The 19,190-nt window shown below is 63.9% G+C and carries 20 protein-coding genes and 1 other RNA gene; 12 read left to right on the top strand and 9 right to left on the bottom strand.

Features of this window, described 5'->3' with window-relative positions:
* The first annotated feature begins 25 nt into the window (after positions 1-25).
* The 4 genes from IH615_RS07855 (at position 26) to IH615_RS07840 (ending at position 2,900) form a co-directional block, all read left to right on the top strand.
* Positions 26-1,303, top strand: a complete 1,278-nt coding sequence (locus IH615_RS07855) for a hypothetical protein (protein WP_291361194.1) — start codon at positions 26-28, stop codon at positions 1,301-1,303.
* Positions 1,303-1,800 carry a hypothetical protein gene (locus IH615_RS07850; protein WP_291361193.1) on the top strand — a complete coding sequence of 166 codons (498 nt, stop codon included), beginning with the start codon at positions 1,303-1,305 and terminating at the stop codon, positions 1,798-1,800. Before IH615_RS07855 ends, IH615_RS07850 begins: the two co-directional genes overlap by 1 nt.
* An 18-nt stretch (positions 1,801-1,818) precedes the next feature.
* Positions 1,819-2,286 (top strand): DUF3828 domain-containing protein, encoded by a 468-nt coding sequence (locus tag IH615_RS07845; RefSeq protein ID WP_291361192.1) that lies wholly within the window; start codon positions 1,819-1,821, stop codon positions 2,284-2,286.
* A 122-nt stretch (positions 2,287-2,408) separates the two neighbouring features.
* Positions 2,409-2,900, top strand: a complete 492-nt coding sequence (locus IH615_RS07840) for a hypothetical protein (protein WP_291361191.1) — start codon at positions 2,409-2,411, stop codon at positions 2,898-2,900.
* A gap of 49 nt (positions 2,901-2,949) precedes the next feature.
* Here the strand turns inward: IH615_RS07840 and IH615_RS07835 are convergent, their stop codons facing one another.
* Positions 2,950-4,773, bottom strand: coding sequence for an aminopeptidase P family protein (locus IH615_RS07835; protein WP_291361190.1), 1,824 nt, complete (start codon positions 4,771-4,773; stop codon positions 2,950-2,952).
* A 114-nt stretch (positions 4,774-4,887) separates the two neighbouring features.
* Between IH615_RS07835 and IH615_RS07830 the strand changes: the two genes are divergently transcribed.
* Together IH615_RS07830 and IH615_RS07825 are read left to right on the top strand one after the other, a co-directional pair.
* Positions 4,888-5,022 (top strand): hypothetical protein, encoded by a 135-nt coding sequence (locus tag IH615_RS07830; RefSeq protein WP_291361188.1) that lies wholly within the window; start codon positions 4,888-4,890, stop codon positions 5,020-5,022.
* A gap of 121 nt (positions 5,023-5,143) precedes the next feature.
* Positions 5,144-5,275, top strand: a complete 132-nt coding sequence (locus IH615_RS07825; protein WP_263574796.1) for a hypothetical protein — start codon at positions 5,144-5,146, stop codon at positions 5,273-5,275.
* A gap of 105 nt (positions 5,276-5,380) precedes the next feature.
* Here IH615_RS07825 and IH615_RS07820 read toward each other — a convergent pair whose 3' ends face one another.
* On the bottom strand, positions 5,381-6,250 hold the full coding sequence (locus IH615_RS07820; RefSeq protein WP_291361186.1) for a 50S ribosomal protein L11 methyltransferase: 870 nt from the start codon (positions 6,248-6,250) through the stop codon (positions 5,381-5,383).
* Positions 6,251-6,407: 157 nt separating this feature from the next.
* Entirely contained in the window at positions 6,408-6,725 is a 318-nt protein-coding gene (locus IH615_RS07815; protein WP_193335241.1) for a heavy metal-binding domain-containing protein, read from the bottom strand.
* A 153-nt stretch (positions 6,726-6,878) separates the two neighbouring features.
* On the opposite strand from IH615_RS07815, the gene IH615_RS07810 reads away from it, so the two are divergent.
* From IH615_RS07810 to IH615_RS07800, 3 genes are all read left to right on the top strand, one after another.
* A complete protein-coding gene (locus IH615_RS07810) occupies positions 6,879-7,301 on the top strand; it encodes a hypothetical protein (RefSeq protein ID WP_291361184.1) in 423 nt (140 codons plus the stop codon).
* Between the two features lie 168 nt (positions 7,302-7,469).
* Positions 7,470-7,838: a MerR family transcriptional regulator gene (locus IH615_RS07805; RefSeq protein ID WP_291361183.1), complete on the top strand. Its 369-nt coding sequence runs from the start codon at positions 7,470-7,472 to the stop codon at positions 7,836-7,838.
* The gene (locus IH615_RS07800; RefSeq protein ID WP_291361180.1) at positions 7,835-8,245 is read left to right on the top strand and encodes a carboxymuconolactone decarboxylase family protein; all 411 of its coding nucleotides are present in this window, start codon (positions 7,835-7,837) and stop codon (positions 8,243-8,245) included. The genes IH615_RS07805 and IH615_RS07800 overlap by 4 nt, the downstream gene beginning before the upstream one ends.
* Here the strand turns inward: IH615_RS07800 and IH615_RS07795 are convergent.
* Entirely contained in the window at positions 8,232-10,574 is a 2,343-nt protein-coding gene (locus IH615_RS07795) for a UvrD-helicase domain-containing protein (protein WP_291361179.1), read from the bottom strand. The genes IH615_RS07800 and IH615_RS07795 overlap by 14 nt on opposite strands.
* Before the next feature lie 202 nt (positions 10,575-10,776).
* Between IH615_RS07795 and IH615_RS07790 the strand changes: the two genes are divergently transcribed.
* Both IH615_RS07790 and IH615_RS07785 read left to right on the top strand, forming a co-directional pair.
* A complete protein-coding gene (locus tag IH615_RS07790; RefSeq protein WP_291361177.1) occupies positions 10,777-12,951 on the top strand; it encodes an esterase-like activity of phytase family protein in 2,175 nt (724 codons plus the stop codon).
* A gap of 190 nt (positions 12,952-13,141) precedes the next feature.
* Positions 13,142-16,750: an AsmA family protein gene (locus tag IH615_RS07785; protein ID WP_291361175.1), complete on the top strand. Its 3,609-nt coding sequence runs from the start codon at positions 13,142-13,144 to the stop codon at positions 16,748-16,750.
* Here the strand turns inward: IH615_RS07785 and IH615_RS07780 are convergent.
* From IH615_RS07780 to ssrA, 3 genes are all read right to left on the bottom strand, one after another.
* The gene (locus tag IH615_RS07780) at positions 16,747-16,968 is read right to left on the bottom strand and encodes a ribbon-helix-helix domain-containing protein (protein ID WP_291361173.1); all 222 of its coding nucleotides are present in this window, start codon (positions 16,966-16,968) and stop codon (positions 16,747-16,749) included. The genes IH615_RS07785 and IH615_RS07780 overlap by 4 nt on opposite strands.
* A gap of 10 nt (positions 16,969-16,978) precedes the next feature.
* Entirely contained in the window at positions 16,979-17,473 is a 495-nt protein-coding gene (locus IH615_RS07775; protein WP_291361171.1) for an SspB family protein, read from the bottom strand.
* Positions 17,474-17,570: 97 nt separating this feature from the next.
* Positions 17,571-17,927, bottom strand: a transfer-messenger RNA (tmRNA) gene (gene ssrA, locus IH615_RS07770).
* Between the two features lie 71 nt (positions 17,928-17,998).
* On the opposite strand from ssrA, the gene IH615_RS07765 reads away from it, so the two are divergent.
* Entirely contained in the window at positions 17,999-18,550 is a 552-nt protein-coding gene (locus IH615_RS07765) for a hypothetical protein (RefSeq protein WP_291361169.1), read from the top strand.
* Positions 18,551-18,552: 2 nt separating this feature from the next.
* Here the strand turns inward: IH615_RS07765 and IH615_RS07760 are convergent, their stop codons facing one another.
* Both IH615_RS07760 and IH615_RS07755 read right to left on the bottom strand, forming a co-directional pair.
* A complete protein-coding gene (locus tag IH615_RS07760; RefSeq protein ID WP_291361168.1) occupies positions 18,553-18,792 on the bottom strand; it encodes a YdeI/OmpD-associated family protein in 240 nt (79 codons plus the stop codon).
* Complete coding sequence (locus IH615_RS07755; protein WP_291361166.1) at positions 18,789-19,187, bottom strand: RidA family protein; 399 nt, start codon at positions 19,185-19,187, stop codon at positions 18,789-18,791. The genes IH615_RS07760 and IH615_RS07755 overlap by 4 nt, the downstream gene beginning before the upstream one ends.
* Positions 19,188-19,190 lie beyond the last annotated feature (3 nt).

The raw sequence follows: 19,190 nt of genomic DNA, 5'->3' as shown, positions 1-19,190 counted from the left end.
GCGAAGCGTCACGAGGGAGAGCGCGATGAGGGTATTGACGGCGGTGGCCATGGCCACCCTGATGCTGCCGGGTGCCGCAATGGCAAGCGATGTGGGCGAGCAACTCGCCCAGCGGCTTTATGATGGCACGTTGGCCGAGGCCCGTGACGCCAGCATCGAGCGCTGCGCCCAACTCAATGCCGATGCCTGCTTTGCCGCCGGGCTGACCGATCTTATCGGGGGCGTCGAGGGCCTGTCACAGGCGCTCTACCGACACGGCGCGACCACGCCGGGCACCCCGGCGGCCGCCATGCTGCTGGGCCTCGATGGTGGCGCCACTGCGGCACCCGCCAATCCAAATCCGGAGCCGCTGAGCTACGAACAGCTCCGCAGCATTCTCAGTGACTATGTGACCGCGATGGACAGCGCCCGCGACTATTTCAAGCTGGCCGATGCGGGCAGCTTTGTGGTGACCATCGACCCGCTTCGGGTGCGGGTCGACCTCGATGGCGATGGCACGGCCCGCGAGGGCGAGACGCTTGGCGCCATGGTCGGGGGCGAGTTCGCCGATGTCCCGTCGCCCGATGGTCCGCCACCTGGCGGCAAGAGCAAGACCAAGGGCGCCGAGCCCGTCGTGGACACGAGCATCGGCTTCGACAATGCCGACGCGATCTGGTTCGCCGGCTATAGCCAGGTTGCCGCCGCGCCGGTCGACCTGCTGCTCGCGCATGACTTTTCCGAGTTCTTCAATGCCTATCTGCACCGGGTCTTCCCGGCGGCGGGCCTGCCGATGCAGGATTATTCGACTGGCAGCACGCTGTTCATGGATCCGGACAGCGATGCATTCATCGCCGACATTATCGCGGCCATTCACACGGCTGATTTTCCGGTGACCGATAGCGAACGGCTTGCCGGCGTCCTCGCGCGCCTCCAGTCCATCGTGGCGTTCTCCCGCAGGAACTGGGAACTGATCCTTGCCGAGACCGACGACAACCGCGAACTGGTGCCCGGCCCGCACCAGACGTCGCTGGCGCCGGAAATGCCAGTGACCTCGGAGGCGCCGGAAGCCTGGATGGCCACCCTCGACACGGTCGACCAGATCCTTGCCGGGGAACTGCTGGTGCCGCATTGGCGCTTCAAGCAGGGCTTCGACCTCAAGGCCTACTTCGAAACGGCCACCGAGACCGACATCGTCATGCTCATTGCCGGCCAGGGGGCGCTGCCCTTTATCAAGGCTGGCCCGATCGCCGATGCGCAGAGCTTTGCCGAAGCCAACCGGGTGTTTGGCACCGACTGGCTCAACTACGCCTTCTGGTTCAATTGATGCGCAGATACCTCCCGGCCTTTGGGCTTGCACTGTTGGCGGCGCCGGCTCTTGCCGCGCCGATTCCCAGCTTCGACGATCCGCGCGCCTTGCTCGTGGCAGTCTATGAGCAGATCGAGGCATCCGAGAACTGGGAGACCTTCGACTCGGACGCGGCTTTCGACGAGGTGGACACGTTTTCGAGCGAGCTATACGCCAGCTTCGCCGCAGCGGATGCGGCACTGAAGGCTGAGGGCAACGAGATCGGCGTGCTGGATTTCTCGCCCTTCATCAATGGCCAGGATTCGGGCGGCATGGATTTCGCGGTCGGCCAGCCCAAGATCAAGGGCGACCGGGCCGTGATAGTCGTCGACATCACGGGCTATCAGCACCAGCAGATCACCTTCGAGCTCGTCGATGAGGGCGCCAGGGGCTGGAAAGTCGACGACATCATCCTGCCCGGCTATGACGGTTCCTCGCCCGAGCGGATATCGAGCTTCTTCGCCAACCCGTTCTGACCTATTCCGGAGACTTCAATGCGTCTTGTTACCCTCGCTGCCGGCCTTGTCCTGGCACTGACGAGCCTTGCTGCCGCCCAGTCCTATGATACGCCCGAGGCGCTGATCGAGGCCTTCTACCAGCCCTATTTCGATGGCAGTTTTCCGGAAGACGAGAGCCAGTTCCGCTCGGCGGCGCTGCAGGCGCTCTACGACAACGATGCCCAGATCACGCCCGAAGGCGAAATGGGTGCCATCAGCTTCGATCCCTATATCGATGGTCAGGACTACGACATCACCGATCTCGAGATCGGGGCGGCTGGCATTGCCGGCGACTATGCCTCGGTCGATGTCACCTTCAGCAATTTCGGCGAACCGCGGTCCCTGACATATGAACTGGTGCTGGAGGATGGCGGCTGGAAAGTCGATGACGTGGTCTCCACCAATCCGGACAATCCCTATCGCCTGAGCGAAATTTTCGCCGAAGCGGCCGCGCTGTATCAGTAGGGGACCCATCGAGGGTTCCCTTCCTTTCCAAACTTTCACGTTCCGCCCCAAATCCGCCATCAGGCGATCACAGTGGCGCCGTGCCCTCCCGTTAGCCAATCGGCAGTATGTGAGGGCAGACGATGCGAATGATTGCGGTGGTGGCGGCGGCGCTGATGGTGACGCCGGCGGTGGATGCGGCCGAGATATTCAGCAGCCCCAAGGAACTGGTCGCTGCCATATATGACGATTACAATCTCGGGCGGACGGTCGCCGATCCGTCCGTTTATTATTCAGCGCGTCTCAAGGCCGTTCTCGACCAGGCCATAGAGAATGACGTGTTCGCCAGTGATGCGGCGATGAGCGGATCGGAGTTCACCCTTAACGCGGTGTTCAATCCGTTCCTGCCTGACGTCAACGCGCTGCTGTTCGATGTCGCCATCGGCGAGGCCTCCGTCATCGACGACCGGGCGGTGGTCAATGTGAGCTACCACAATTTCGACCAGCCGCGGCTGCTCAGTATTTCCATGATCCGCGAAGATGGCGGCTGGCGCGTCGATGACGTCGCCTCCATGGGCAATGAGGACCATTGGCTGCTGAGCTGGGCGCTGACCTACGATCCGCTGGGGTTTTAGCGGGCGCAGGGTCGCTCACCTCTCCCCCCAAAGGGAGAGGTGAAGCAGCTCACAGCTCCGCCGTGGCGTCCTTGAGCCAGTCCTTGACCTTGCCCTTGACCAGCGGGCCGATCTCCTTCCACACGCGGTGGTGATAGGCGTCCAGCCAGGCTCGTTCGGCCTCCGTCAGCAGCGACTTGCGGATCAGCCGTTTGTCGATGGGCGCCAGCGTCAGGGTCTCGAACTCCATATAGCCCGGGAATTCGGCGCTCTCGACCACGGTGATCAGGTTCTCGATGCGGATGCCATAGGCGCCGGTCTTGTAGTAGCCCGGCTCGTTGGAGATGATATTGCCCACCTCGAATGGCGTCGAATAGCGCGACGAGATTCCCACCGGGCCTTCGTGGACGCCGAGATAGGCGCCGACGCCGTGGCCGGTGCCGTGATTGTAAGTGACCCCAGCCTGCCAGAGGAACTGCCGCGCCAGGATGTCGATCTGTGCACCGGTCGTGCCCTTGGGAAAGCGCGCCATCGAGATGGCGATCATGCCCTTGAGCACCCGCGTATAGCGATCGCGCTCCTCGTCGTTGGGCTTGGTAGTGGACAGTGTCCGCGTGATGTCGGTCGTGCCGGAGAGGTATTGCGCACCGCTATCGACGAGCATGATCTCGCCGGGATTGAGGGTTCGATCGGTCTTGTCGGTTACCCGGTAGTGGACGATGGCGCCATTGGGTCCGGCGCCGGAAATGGTGTCGAAGCTGGCATCGACGCAGGTCTCCTCCTCGCGGCGGAAGGCTTCAAGCGCGGTGACGATGCCGATCTCGGTCAGGCCGCCTTTGGGTGCAGTATCGTCGAACCAGGCGAGAAACTTGGCCATGGCCACACCGTCGAGCACATGCGCCTCACGCATGCCCGAGAGCTCGGCTGCATTCTTGCGCGATTTGGGCAGCAGCACCGGATCGCGCCTTTCCACCAGGCTGGCGCCGCCTTCCTTGAGCGCAGCAACCACGGCTTCAGGCGCGCTCGCCGGATCGACCAGTACCGTCCTGCCGGACTTGCCCAGGCGCGAGAGCGCTATCGCGAAGGCCTTGCGCGTTGCGACCTTCGCCACGCCAGCCAGCGCCGCTTTCAGCTCGTCGGTGATCTTGGCGGGATCGAGATAAAGCGTCGGCAGGCCCTTTCTGGGCACGATGGCGAAGCCGAGGACGAACGGCGTATTGGGCACGTCGCGCCCGCGCATATTGAGCAGCCAGCAGATCGACTCGGGCAGGGTCAGCACGGTGGCGTCGGCATGGTCGGCGGCGATGGACTTCTGGATTTCGCCGATCTTGTCGGCCGCTGTCCGCCCGGCGCGGTTATGGCCGAGGAATTCGATGGTGGAAACCGGCGGAGCAGGGCGGTCGGACCAGATGGCGTCGACGAGGTTGGGTCCAGGAACCAGCGTCGCGTGATCGGCCAGTAGCGTCGTCATCTCGCGCACTTCGCCGGGCGTGTGCAGCCAGGGGTCATAGGCGAGCTTGCCGCCTTTGGGGATGACGGACGTGACCGCTTCGTTCATGCCGCCGCGGTCGGTCTGCACCACGGCGACTTTTCGCGTGTCGGTCTGGGCGGGCGCCTGCAGCGTGTAGCGGCTGTCGACGAACAGGGCGGCTTTCCTGGGGCCGACCACGGCCAGCCCGGCCGAGCCAGTGAAGCCGGTGATATAGGCCAGCCGAGCGTCACTTGCCGGCACCGACTCGCCGCGATGGGCGTCGGCACGTGGCACGAGAAAGCCATCAACCCCGGCCTTGGCCATGGCGCCACGCAAGGCGGCAAGGCGGGGCGCCACCGTCTTCTTGTCAGACTTTTCCTCAAAGCTCTGGAACACGGCTGGGGGGAAGTTCTGGGCGGTCATGGCTTGCGGTCCTCGGTGCCGGCTTGCGTCCCGGTCATGGCTGGGGTGTCGGATCGGCCCATAGCAAATCGCCGGGCAGGGCTTACCTTAGTGACACAAGCAAGGAGAGCGAAGATGGGACAGGACAAGAATTTCCTCGCGCGGGCCTTTGACGCGCTGGTCGCCGGCCGTGAACGCCAGGCACGGGCCTATGTCGAGCGCTATGAGCGCGACTACGGCAAGCTGAACGGCAAATTAACGAAGCGGTAACGGGGCTTGCGGCTGTTGCAGGGCTGGTGTGACCGCAAAGGCCTAACCAAACCCTGCGCCGAAGCCTAAATAGATCGTGACGATGGCAACAGACCTTCGTCACACGTGCATGGAGAGTTAAATGACTGAGAGCAAGAACGATTTCCGCAAGGCCCTGGGATCCGTCATCGACGCCCGTGGTCGTGAATCGAGCCGCCAGGTCAGCTATCGCATGCAGCACCAGCTGATCGGCGCATTCACCAAGCGTCCGTAAGGCGCTGCAGTTTACTGCTGACGATCTGTCGATCCCCGGAGCATGCTTCGGGGATTTTGCTTTGCATATGCCGCAAGCATGCTGGGAGATTTCTTGCGGATAGCCTCAGGGCATCTCGAGAATCAGCGTGGTCCAGTCCTTGCGCTGCAATTTCTGGCTGAGCACCATGCCCTGGCGGGCATAGGCGTTGATGACGCCACGCGCCTGATGCTGCAGAATTCCCGACAGGATCACGGTCGCGCCCTTGCCGGCAATGCGGCCGATGGAGGGCGCCAGCGCCATCAGCGGGCCGGCCAGTATGTTGGCGACAACAAGGTCGTAGGGTGAGTTCTGCATGATGGTGGGGTGGTTCACCCCCGTTGCCTCAAGCGCGATGATGTGCTTGCCGACGCCGTTCTGGGCGGCGTTCTCGATCGTGGTCGCTACCGAGATGGGGTCGATGTCGCTGGCGATGACGGTGGTACGGGTGCGCTTGGCAAGGGCGATGGCGAGGACGCCGGTACCGGTGCCGACATCGATCATGTAGCGCGGCTTCTTGCGCTTGAGCACCTTGTCGATGGCTTCGAGGCACCCGGTGGTTGTTTCGTGGTGTCCGGTGCCAAAGGCCTGGGCGGCATCGATCTTCATCGGGGTCAGGCCGCCGGGGACGGGCCCGGTTTCGTGGCTGCCATAGACATAGAAGCCGCCGGCGATGACGGGGGCGAGGCCTTCCAGCGACCTGGCGACCCAATTGATCTCAGGATCGATCGGGGCGACAGAGAATTCCACTGTGCCGCCAAGGGTTTGCCGCGCCAGTTCAACAAACGAATCAACATCGGGCGGGCTGTCGCAGGTGGCCTCGAAGAACCACTCGCCGGTTTCCTCGTTTTCATGGGCCGAGGCGGTCAGTGCCAGATCATCCCGTTCCATCACGGCATCGACCAGCGCATAGGCCTGTTCCTTGGTGAGCGGGGCAGAGAGCTGATCGACGGCCATGGCAGAAATCCTTGTTCCGCGCCTAGTTGCGACAAGTGCGGGCGCAGGTCAATCGGACTTATCCGCGCCCCCACCTAACCTCCCCCTGAAGGGGGAGGAATCCGCACCGTGGTTGGGACACGATCGCGCCAGTTAGGTGGGGTATCCGCCCAAGACTCTAGAGCTTCACCGCTGTACCGGAGATTGAGACCATCAGCATGGATCCGCCCTGGCCGACGACTTCATAATCGAGGTCGACGCCGACGACCGCGTCGGCGCCCATGCGCTCGGCTTCGTAGCGCAGTTCTTCGTGAGCCTGGCGGCGGGCATCGCGCAGGGCGCCTTCATAGGCGCCGGCACGGCCACCGACGATGTCGCGGATGCCGGCGAACAGGTCCTTGAAGATGTTGGCGCCGACGATCACCTCGCCGGTGACGATGCCGAGATATTCGCGAACCGGGCGACCCTCAAGGGTGGGCGTGGTGGAAATGATCATGCCGGCGTCTCCTCTGCACTGGCCAAGAGATAGGCCGGGCAGGGGTCGCGCGAAAGGGCGGCGAAAAATCTTTGGCCAAATTGTCGAAGCCTGCGCAATCTCGGCGACATGGAAGAGCGCCGGATGGTCCGGCCGCAGATCAGGATGCTCGCCATGCTCGCAGTGACCAGTTACCCCGAAGTCTATGTTCAGCTCACCGCCTCAAGGATCGACGAACAGCTCGCCAGCTATGCCGCGCTCGCTGCCGCCGTGAGGGGCAATGCCAAGGCCGAGGCTGCCCTTGCCGCCTTCGCGCCGGGCTATTTCAATTCCATGCTGCTGGCCCTCGACCACCACTTCATGCACCGCATGCGCGGCGCCGAGGGCAAGGACGGCAATCCGCTCAACGAGGTGCGGATGCTCACCGATGCCATCATGGAGCATGATGGCGTGCTGCGGGAGAACAAGACGATCAAGTACAAGGCGGAAAAGGCCGTGGCGGGGATCGCGGTGGGGGAGACGATTGCGCTGGATGCGGAGACGTTCGGGCGGCTGGCGCGGGCGTATGTCGAGCAGATCGGGAAGCGGTTTCCGTGACTTGCTTCCCTCTCCCCTCAGGGGAGAGGGAACGATACAGCGGTTGACGCGAGCATATGTGGCGGAGATCGGGAGGCGTTTCGTTAGTTGAACGCCTGGGCATTTGCGCTCTTGACTTAGAGCGCACTCAAAGTTGTAGCGAGTGCAGGTCGAGAACAAGGGTAACTCATGAGAATCGGCGAACTCGCTGCTGTTTCCGGTCTGTCGGTCCATACTATCCGCTACTACGAACGCATCGGGCTGATGCCCGTCGCGTCGCGCAATGGCTCCGGGCACCGATCATATGCGCCCCAGACATTGGCGTGGATCGAGTTCCTTGGTCGGTTGAAAACCACCGGCATGCCGATCAGCGAAATGCTGCGCTACGCGGAGCTGCGTGAGCGTGGAGTGGACAGCGAAGCAGAGCGACAGGCTCTGCTGATGATGCATCGCAAGGCGGTGCGGGCCCGTGTCGCCGAACTCATGGAATGCCTTGACGTGCTTGATGCCAAAATCGCCGGCTATGGCGAACATCCGACCATAAAGGCACAGCAATGACCCAGCACACCGAAAGCCGCTACGATCGCGGCGCCAAGGCTCTGGCGCAAATCGACGGCGAGGCCGGACAGAAAGTGATCGACTCGCTGGCCGATATCGCGCCCGACTTTGCGCGCTATGTGATCGAATTTCCGTTCGGCGACATCTATTCACGGCCCGGACTTGACCTGCGGTCGCGCGAGGTCGCCACCATTGCCGCCCTCACGGCGATGGGGAACGCTCGTCCCCAACTGAAGGTCCACATCCATGCCGGGCTGAATGTGGGGTTGAGCGGGGACGAGATCGTCGAGACGATCATGCAGATGGCAGTCTATGCCGGCTTTCCGGCAGCGCTGAACGGCCTGCTGGCGGCCAAAGAGGTGTTCGCGGAGCGGGAGGACATGGCGGAGGACATCAGCCCTTCTTGATGAAGCTCTCCAGCACCTTCTTGCGGCCGGCTTTTTCGAAATCGATGGTCAGTTTATTGCCTTCGATATCGGCAATGGCGCCGTAGCCGAATTTTAGGTGGAAGACGCGCTCGCCCAGGCCGAAGGCGGAGCGGTCGTTGCCAAGGTCGACGGAGCGGGCGACGAGGTCGCCGTCGATGGTCAGGGGGCCCGCGCTTTTGCGGCTCGATTGCTGGGCGCGGGCGCGTTGCCAGCCGGGGGTTTCGTAGACGCTTTCGAACGGGTCGGCCATGTTGAAGCGGGACGTGGCGCCGCCGCCATAGCCGTAGCCGCCATAGGACGAGCCGGTATCCTTGACCTCGACGGCATCGGCGGGCAGTTCGTCGAGGAAGCGGGACGGGATGGCCGATTGCCAGAGGCCGTTGATGCGGCGGTTCTGCGCCACCGAGAGGCGGGCGCGCTTGCGGGCACGGGTGATGCCGACATAGGCGAGGCGGCGCTCTTCCTCGAGGCCGGCGCGGCCAGACTCGTCCATGGTGCGCTGGCTGGGGAACAGGCCTTCTTCCCAGCCGGGCAGGAAGACGGTGTCGAATTCGAGGCCCTTGGCCGAATGCAGCGTCATGATGGAGACGGCGTCTTCGGCTTCGGCCGTGTCGCGGTCCATGACGAGGGAAATGTGTTCGAGGAAGCCGCCCAGGGTCTCGAACTCTTCCATGGAGCGGACGAGTTCCTTGAGGTTTTCGAGGCGTCCGGGGGAGTCGGGCGATTTGTCGGCCTGCCACATGGCGGTGTAGCCGCTCTCGTCGAGGATCTGTTCGGCCAACTGATAATGCGGCATCGACTGCAGGAGCGATGACCAATGATCGAACTGACCAACCAGTTCGCGCAAGGTGGTGCGTTGCTTGGGTTTGAGGTCTTCGGTTTCGAGCAGCATGCGGGTGGCCGCGAGCAGCGAGACGCTGGCCGATCGGGACGTGTTGTGAAGGATCTGGATGGTGCTGTCGCCCAGGCCGCGCTTGGGCGTGTTGACAATGCGCTCGAAGCTCAGGCCGTCGGACGGGTTGGAGACGACGCGCAGATAGGCGATGGCGTCGCGGATTTCCTTGCGTTCGTAAAAGCGCGGGCCGCCGATGACGCGGTAGTTCAGGCCCAGCGTGATGAAGCGTTCTTCGAAGGAGCGCATCTGATGCGAGGCGCGGACAAGGATGGCCATCGAATTGAGGGCTTCGCCCTGGCGCTGATACTGCTCGATCTCGTCGCCGACGGTGCGGGCTTCCTCCTCGCTGTCCCACAGCGAGGTGACCGAAAGCAGTTCGCCGGGTGCGACTGAATCGTTGTGCAGCGTCTTGCCCAGGCGATCCTCATTGAAGGCGATGACGGCGGAGGCCGCCTTGAGGATGTTGCCCGTGGAGCGATAGTTGCGCTCAAGCTTGATGACCTTGGCGCCGGGAAAGTCCTTCTCGAAGCGCAGGATGTTGTCGACCTCGGCGCCGCGCCAGCCATAGATGGATTGGTCGTCGTCGCCGACGACGCAGATATTGGCTTCGCTCGCCGGCTTGCCCTGTGCGAGCAGGCGGAGCCACAGATACTGGGCGACGTTGCTGTCCTGGTATTCGTCGACCAGCATGTATTTGAACTTCCGGTGGTACTCGGTCAGCACTTCCGGATATTCGCGGAACAGGCGGATGTTCTCGAGCAGGAGGTCGCCGAAATCGGCGGCGTTGAGCACCTTCAGGCGGGCCTGGTAATCGGCGTAGAGCTTGGCGCCGCGACCGTTGGCGTAGGAACCGCTATCGGCCGGGGAAACATCCTTGGGCAAGAGGCCCCGGTTTTTCCAGGTGTCCATCATCCCGGCGAATTGACGGGCCGGCCAGCGCTTCTCGTCGATGTTTTCGGCATCAAGCAATTGCTTGATCAGGCGGATTTGATCGTCGGTATCGAGAATGGTGAAATCGGATTTCAGGTCCACCAGTTCGGCATGGCGGCGCAGGATGCGCGCGCCGATGGAGTGGAAGGTGCCCATCCATGGCATGGCTTCGAGGCGCGGAACGGATCGTTCGATACGCTCCTTCATTTCGCGAGCGGCCTTGTTGGTGAAGGTCACCGCAAGAATCTCGGACGGCCAGGCCAGTTTCGAATTGATGATGTGAGCAATACGCGTCGTCAGCACCCGCGTCTTGCCAGTGCCGGCACCGGCCAGGACCAGCAGCGGGCCCTCCGTGGTGAGCACGGCTTCGCGCTGTTCCTCGTTGAGGCCCTTGAGATAGTCAGGCGCCTGCTGGCTGCGGCCAAACTGGCTGGTGATCGCTCCGGCGGAGGGGCGGTCGATATTGGTGGCTTTGCCAGGCATTCATGGGCCTTTCCATCGCTGCGTGCCGGGAGCGGCAGACGCTGCGCGGGGATTGACGAATCTTATTTTGTTCTCGTCGGCAATATAGGGATTGGCAGGGCCGGTGTATAGAACGGCGGGCTGTCACGGGGGTGTCATATCGGCGTCATCGGACTGTATTGTGGCCGCCCTAAGCGGAGCGGGCTACAACAGGGGCTCCCTCATGCTTTCATCGAAATCCTTGCTCGCGCTGACCGCGACGCTGCTGGCGGGTACCGCATCCGTCGCCGCGGCCGAACACTTCAATCGTATTGCCAGCTTCCCGGTCGAATTGAACAATCCCGAGGCGGAAGCCTCCTCGTCCGAGATCATTACCGCGACCGATGACGGCATGACGCTGATCTATTCGGACAGCCCGGCCGGCGGCATCGGCTTTGTCGATATCACCGACGCCAAGGCACCCAAGCAGGGCGGCTTCATGGATATGGGCGGCGAGCCCACTTCGGTGACTGTCATCGGGGGCAAGGCCTTTGTGGCCGTCAATACCTCCGAGAGCTTTGTCGCGCCATCCGGCAAGCTGGTGGTTGTCGATATCGCGACCAAGGCCGTCGATGGCGAATTCGAACTCGGCGGCCAGCCGGATTCGATCGCCCACAACAAGGACAACACCATCCTCGCCATCGCGATCGAGAACGAGCGCGACGAGGACGTCAATGACGGCGCCATCCCGCAGGCGCCGTCCGGCTGGCTGACGCTGGTGACGCTGACCGATGGCGCGGTGACCGAGGCCGGCATCAAGCGGGTCGAACTGACCGGGCTTTCGGAGGTTGCTCCTGACGATGCCGAGGTCGAATTCGTATCGTTCAACGATGCGGACGAAGTCGCGGTGACGCTGCAGGAAAACAACTGGGTCGCCATCGTCGATGCCAAGGCCGGCACGGTGACGGGCGGCTTCTCGGCGGGCACCACCGGGGTCGAGGGTGTCGACACCAAGAAGGACGGCATCATCGACTTCTCGGGCGCGCTTACGGACGTGCCGCGCGAGCCCGATGCGGTGAAGTGGCTGGACAATGACCGCCTCGTCGTCGCCAACGAGGGTGATCTCGATGGCGGGTCGCGCGGCTTCACCATTTTCGGGCGTGACGGCACGGTGCTGTTCGATTCGGGCAATGCGCTCGACGTGCAGGCGGCACTGTTCGGGCACTATCCCGATTTCCGCAACAAGAAGGGCGTCGAGCCGGAAGGGCTCGAAGTCGCCGCGTTTGGCGACAGCCGGTATATCTTCGTTGCTGAAGAGCGTTCGTCGCTGATCGCCATCTACAAGGATACCGGGGCCGAGCCCGAATACGTGCAGTCGGTTCCCTCGGGCATTTCGCCGGAGGGCCTGATTGCCATTCCGGAACGCAACCTGCTGGCGACAGCCAACGAGGTCGACCTGCGTGAGGACGGCGGCGTCGGCTCGCATGTCATGCTCTATGAACTGGGCGAAGGCGCAGCGGCCTATCCGCAGCTGGTTTCGGAGATGGGCGCGGACGGGCATCCGATCGGCTGGGCCGCCATTTCGGGCGCCGTCGCCGATGCCGAAAAGCCGGGCATTCTCTACGCCGTCAGCGACAGCGCCTTGTCGGGTGCTCCGGCGATCTACGAGATCGACGCCACGGCCATGCCAGCTCGCATCGTCAAGAAGACCATCATCACCCGCGGTGGCGTGGCGGCGCAGAAGCTCGACCTCGAGGGCATCACGCTCGATGGCGCGGGCGGCTTCTGGCTCGGTTCGGAAGGCGACACTTCCGAGCTGACGCCGCATGCGCTGTTCCACGTCAATGCGGATGGCGAGATCGAGGAAGAGGTCGCGTTCCCGGCAGCCCTGCTGGCCGCCGAGACGCGCTCTGGCACCGAAGGCATCACGGCCATCGGCGCCGGCGACGAGATGACGTTGTGGATCGCCATCCAGCGCGAGTGGAAGGACGACGAAAAGGGCTTCGTGAAGCTGGTTTCCTACAAGCCGGCTTCAGGGGAATGGGGCGCGGTACGCTACCAGCTCGAGGCGGCGCCGGAAGGCGGCTGGGTGGGCCTCAGCGAAATCACCGCCCATGGCGACCATGTCTATCTGATCGAGCGCGACAACCAGATCGCCGGCAAGGCCGCGCTCAAGGCAATCTATCGCGTGCCGGTCAGCGACCTCGTGCCGGCCGAACTGGGGGGCGAATTGCCTGATGTCAGCAAGGAACTGGTGCGGGACCTGGTTCCCGATCTCCAGGCCGGCAATGGATATGCGGTCGACAAGGTCGAGAGCCTGGCGATCGACGCCGCGGGCATCGGCTTTGTCATCACCGACAATGACGGCGTGGACGATTCCTCGGGCGAGACGCTTTTCTGGTCCGTTGGCGCGCTTTAGCACCTCCTGAACCTGCCATTCGCAGCCGGGCCCCAGGGTCCGGCTGTTTGTTTTTGAGGGTGATGACCGACACGTGATGGGGCCGCGCCGGTCGGCGGTCGAATCTATACGGCGATTCAAGGCAATGGCGGGGTTGCGCGGGCCGCGCGCATGCCTACACTCAGCCGCGAAAACCGGGTGGCCACTCGCAGTGCTGAACCGCATCTATATCATCGTCGGCATGCTGGCGATCATCGTGCTCGCCGGTGCGTTCATTGCGCCGAACTTCGTCCGCTGGAGCGACTATCGCGGCCGGATGGAGGAACTGGCGACCGATGTGCTGGGAACGCCGGTGACGGTGCGCGGCGACATCGACTTCACGCTGCTGCCGCAACCCCGACTGCGCTTCTCCGATGTGCTGGTGGGGTCGGCGGAAGAGCCGGCCGCGACCGTGGACAGTGTCGAGGCCGAATTCTCGCTGATGGATTTTCTGCGCGACAACTACAATGTCACGCGCCTCGTGCTGCGCCAGCCGGTGGTCGATTTCAGCATCGATGAGAGCGGCTTTCTGGGCAGCGGCGTCACCCTGGCGGCCGGTGCCGGCGGGGTAGGGCTGGGCGACACGACCATTGTCGGCGCGACCGTCCGGCTGATGGATCGCCGCTCGGGCGAAACCTTCGTGGCCGACGATGTCAGCGGCGAACTGCGGCTTGCCGATTTCAGCGGCCCGTTCTCCTTCCAGGGCAGCGCCAGCCACCACAGCGAGCCCTATTCGATCCGGTTCAATTCCAGCGCGCTGGATGCGGCGGACAAGTCGCGCGTATCGCTGTTCCTGCAGCCCCAGTCCGGCGGGTTCTCGTTTTCGCTGGAGGGCCTGCTGGCGCCCGGCATGGCGCCCAAGTTCGAGGGCGACATGGTCTACCGGCAGACGCCGCCGGCAACCGATGTGGCAACCGACATTCGCGGCGACCTGGTGCTCGAAAGCAAGGTCACGGCTTCGACCGATCGCGTGGTGCTTTCCGGCTATACGCTGCGCCCGGACGAGAATCGGGCCGCCACGCGGCTGACCGGTGCGGCAAGCATCCAGCTGGGCGATGTCAGAAGTTTCGATGCGGTGATTTCGGGGGGAGTGTTCTCGCTGCCGCCGCGCGACGCCAAGGAGGACGCCACCACGCTGCCCTATGAGGCTGTGCGGCTGCTGGCCGAGCTGCCGGCGCCGATCATGCCGCCCATGGCGGGGCGGGTGGGTATCGACCTGGCTGAGGTCGGGCTGCGTGGCTTTGCCCTGCGCAATGTGCGCATGGATGCCAGCACCGATGGGTCCACCTGGCAGATCGAGCAGTTTACCGGGCACCTGCCCGGCGACACCGAAGTGCGGTTGAGCGGGCAACTGAGCAGCGAGAATGACCGTCCCGCGTTTCGCGGCGAGGTCTCGCTGGCGAGTGCGCGCCTGGATGGGCTGGCGGCACTGTGGCGGAAGCCGGACGAGAACAACCTGCTGTTCAACGAACCCGGTGCGCTGACCGGGCACGTCATGCTGGGGAGCGACGCTCTGGGGCTCGTGGACGGCGTGCTGACGCTGAACGAGCGCACGCATGCCCTCGAATTGCGGATGGGCTTCGGCGAGGAGAAACGGCTGGATCTGGTGGCCCATTTCGACGAGCTAGGAGAAAGAGGCAGTGCACTGGTGGGGGCTTTGCTGCCCAATGCGGCAGAGCGTGCCTTTGGTTTGAGCTTTCCCTTCGGCAGTTTCTCGCTGACCGGCAAGGGCGCCCGGGTTTTCGGGCTGGATGGCACGGGTCTTGTCGCGGAGGGCCAGTGGCGCGAGGGTGGTGTCAGCTTCTCGCGATTGTCGGCGGAGGATTGGGGTGGGATTGGCCTGGATGCAACGCTGACAGCGGGCGGCACGGCTGCCGAGCCTGACGTTTCGGGCTCCGGCATGGTGCGGATCGACGCCGGCGATGCCCCGGCACTGCTGGGACTCTATGACGTGCTGGACGTGCCGCAGAGCTGGCGCGACTTCCTGGCGTTGTCGGCGCCGGCCGACCTGCTGGTCGATCTCGGCGGGCCACTCGATGGCGGCCAGACGCTCACCCTGGCGGGCTCGCTGGGCGCAGGCGCGCTCAACCTGCGGGCAGAGCTCGATGGTGGCATCGCGGCGCTGGGCAGCGCGCCGCTCCGCGTGACGGCCGGACTTGAATCGACCGACATTGCCGGGCTGACTCGGCAGATCGGCTTTGGCGACACGGCGCTGTTCGGCGCGGAGGGGTCGATGCTGGTGAGCCTTACCCTCCAGGGATCGCCGAGCAACAGCCTCGACGCCAATCTCACGGCAAGCCTGGGCGACGAGAGCATCAGCTATGCCGGCAACCTGCTGTCACTGGACAATGGCGAAATCCAGGGCACCGGCAGGCTCGACATAGCGCTAGCCAATGCCGGCGGGCTGGCAGGGTCGGTGGGAGCGGGCGGGTTGGCGCTGCCGATGGCCGATGGGAGTGCGCGGCTGCATTTCGAGGGCGGACGGCTGGCGCGGTTGACCGAAATAGCGGGCGTATCGGGGGATGTCGCGTTTACCGGCGCGCTGTCGCTGTCGCGCACCGGCAGCACGGCGGTGGTGGCCGGCGACATCGCCGTCGATCTGGTTTCGGTCGAGGGCCTTGCGGCCACGCTGTTTGGTCCGACGGCGCTGGTGGCCGGGAGCGGCTCCTGGCCGGAAGGGCCGATCAGCCTGGCCGAGGGGCCGCGGCAGACGCGAGGCACGGTCAGCGTCACTGCGGGGGCTCTGGCGGGTGGCGAAGTCGAGCGGCTGGGCAAGACCAGTTTCGAGCTGAGCTGGGACGAGACGCGGACGCGGCTGGCTCGGTTCGAGGCGGTCGCCGATCTCGGCACGATCAATCTCGATATTGCTGTCTGCTGCGCCGGTCCGCTGACCGACAAGACCGTGAGCGGGCGCCTGAGCATCGCGACGACGCCGATCGAGCTGATCGCGCCACCGGCAATCGCCGAGATGATCGAAGGGCTGGTCGATGGCGGCGTGCAGTTCGAAGGAACGGGCGCCAGTCTTGCCGAGGTCGTGGCTGCACTGGTCGGCGAGGGGCATTTCACGCTGACCGGGCTCTCGGTGGAGCAAATGTCGCCCGACGTCTATTCGACCATAGCGGGTCTGGACGATGTGCTCACCATGGAGCCCGATGCCATGGGCGCGATCATGGGGCTGGCGCTGGGGCAGGGACCCTTTACGGCGCCTAGCGCCACGGGGGCCTTTACCATTGCCGGGGGCGTCGTCCGACTCGCCAATTTCATTGTCGATGGCGCCGGCGCTCGCCTCGCCGGCGATATCAATCTCGCCATGGCCGAACTGGGCCTCAGCGGCGGCTTCGTCATGACGCCGCGCGATTTTGCCGATAGCAGCGGGCTGATCGGCACCGACACGTCGCGCATCATCACCCGGCTCGCCGGCACCTTGCTGGCGCCAGTGGTGACGCTCGACCTCGAGGAAATGATCGCCGCCGTGCTGGTGCGGGCCAATGAACTGGAAGTGGACCGGCTCGAAATCCTGCGCGCCGAGGATGCGGAGCGGCAACGCGCTGCCGCCGAAGAGCGCAATCGCCTGATCGAGGAGCAACGACGCCGGGCAGCAGAGGAAGCGGCCCGTCTTGCAGCCGAGGAAGAAGCCTGGCTGGCGGCGGAGGAAGAGGCGCGACGGCTGGAGCAGGAGACGCAGACCAGCCCGTCCATCCAGACCTTGCCCACCGAGCCGGTGCAGGCGCCGCTTGACCTGGGTCTGCCGCCGCCGTCGGTCAACCAACCGCAGTTCTAGCTGGGGCGGTCTTCAGTGCGTTCCTGATACCAGCGCAGCACGGCCAGCCGGGCCGCTGATGACAGGTTGGCGGTCTGCCGGTTTTCATCGATCTCGCGGATCAGCCCAGCCATCGTTCTGGATTTTTCAACGGCCATGGCCTCAAGCGCAGCCCAGAATTCGGGCTCCAGCGCGATGGAGGTGCGATGACCGGATATGGACAGGGAACGCTTGTCCACCGGGGCAGGATCAAGGTTTCTTGCGGAAGGAGTCGAGGCTGACGACTTTCTCGCCAGGCTTTTCGGCACTGTCCTCGTTGCCACCAGCGGTGGCGGTCGATTCAAGGCTGGCGTCGGCCTTGGCCTCGGCGACCGCGGCCCCGGGCGCCGTTGCCGGGTCGAACTGCATGCCGAACTGCACTGACGGGTCGAAGAAGCCCTTGACCGCCGAGAACGGGATGACCAGCGTTTCGGGGATGCCATCAAAGGACAGACCGACCTCGAAGCCGGTTTCGGAGACCTTGAGGTCCCAATACTGGTTCTGGATGACGATCGTCATTTCCTTGTCATACTGGCCGAGCAGTTTTTCGCTCAGGCGCACGCCGGGCGCGCGGGTGACGAAGGAAATGAAGAAATGGTGTTCACCCGGCAGGCCGGTCTTGGCCACCTCGGCAAGCACCTTGCGCACGACGCCGCGCAGGGCTTCCTGGGTCAGGATGTCGTAACGCATGTGATCTTCGGCCATCGTAACCTTCCAGTCTTGCGGGATAGAATCCCGAACGATCCATATCAGCCTCACGTTCCAAGAGATTTCAAGGAGAAAGGCGCGGACGCTATGGGAAGGTGCAGGCTTCTGTTGCCAGGTGCCTGCGAACCCCGCCTGTCACCCGGCTAGGGGTGGAGGACTTAATTTCCCAATGCTAGCACTGCTTACGCAGCGAGAGCGACTGGAGCCTTATGGTTGTCATTTGCAACTATAAGTTTTGGACCGATAACGGTGGTACCTCACCGAGCAAAAGCACACCCTTTACGCCCTCGTCGATCCTGTTTCGCCCCCATTGGCTGCCCCTTGAGGGGGAAGATGGTGGAGGCGCCGGGTACTGCCCCCGGGTCCGAAAGGTTTATTACGATGACCGTTTATCGCCATAGCTCTTGCGAGCAAATCCAATATAGGTGACCCCGCCTCAGGTTGCAAACGGTGTGAGCGATTTGCTGGCGCTGAACCTGCATTTGGGCTTAGCCTCGCCTCAGGACGTGGTGGAGAAATGGCGTGCCCCTTGCTGTTTTGGAGGACAGGAGTTGCGAAGGCTGCACCGCCTGCTGCGCCTTTCCGCCCATCCGCACGGACAAGCTGCAAAAGCCCGCCAACCTGCTCTGCCCGCATTGCGCCGAAGGGCAGGGCTGCACGGTCTACGATGTTCGCCCGGCGGTCTGTCGCGGATTTTACTGCGGCTGGTTCTTCCTGGCGGAACTGGGGCCGGACTGGCACCCGAACCATAGCGGCGTGGTCATCCGGGCAGAGCACTTTGACGAGGACACCATTACCCTGTTGATCCTGCGCCTCTCGCCATTCCTGGTGTCGGAGGAGTTCGCCGCAATGGTCGGCGGCTGGGTGGCAGGGGGCGTGGGGGTGGAGTTCGAGCGGGTCGGGCCGCCGGGCCATTTGCCGGCCAAGATGCGGATGAACGAGCTGCTGGAGGAGGCTGTGGCGGCGCGAGACTTGCGGGCCATGCACAAGGTCTTCGCCTGGTCACTGGCCCATATCGACCGAACCCATGTGTGGGAGCCCGATACGATCGTGCTGCGCAGCGAACTCGGTTGAGTTCAACCGTTCCACTTCATGCCCATATAGACATTGCCGGCTTCCAGTTCGTCGAGCATCTGGGCGAGGTGTTTCTGCCTGGTTTCGTCCCGCTTCACCTTGTTGATCCACAGCAGGTAATCGTTGCGCTGGTAGGGTGGACGGGCGTCATACTTGTCGCGCAGGCCGCGCTCCTCAAGCGCGTCGCGGACGAAGTCGGGCATGACCTCCCGCTTGCGCAGCGGGCGGAGGACGGGGCTCATGGCAGCACCGCCTGCGCGTCGATCTCGATGAGGAAATCCGGGTTGGACAGGCTGGGTACCCGGAAGGCCGAGACAGTGGGCGGGTTGGTCCGCTGGCCCCACACGGCCATCCAGGCGCCGAAAGCGGCAGTGAGATCGATGTCCTGCTGCATGATGATGGTGACCTTGACCAGGTCCTCCAGGCCTGCGCCGGCCGCTTCGAGCACCTTCTGCAGGTTGACCAGCGCCTGTTCGGTTTGCCTCACGACATCACCCCTGGCGACGACTTCGCCCAGGGCGTTGACGCCGTTCTGGCCGCCGATCAGCAGGATACGGGCATTGGCCGGCAGGATGATGCCCTGAGAAAATACCGGGCTGCGGTACATTCCCTCGGGGTTGAGACGTGTGACGGGCATGGC

Origin of the sequence: Devosia sp. (genome assembly GCF_014860165.1) — a bacterium.
GTDB lineage: Bacteria > Pseudomonadota > Alphaproteobacteria > Rhizobiales > Devosiaceae > Devosia.
This window is presented reverse-complemented; position numbering and strand designations above follow the sequence as displayed.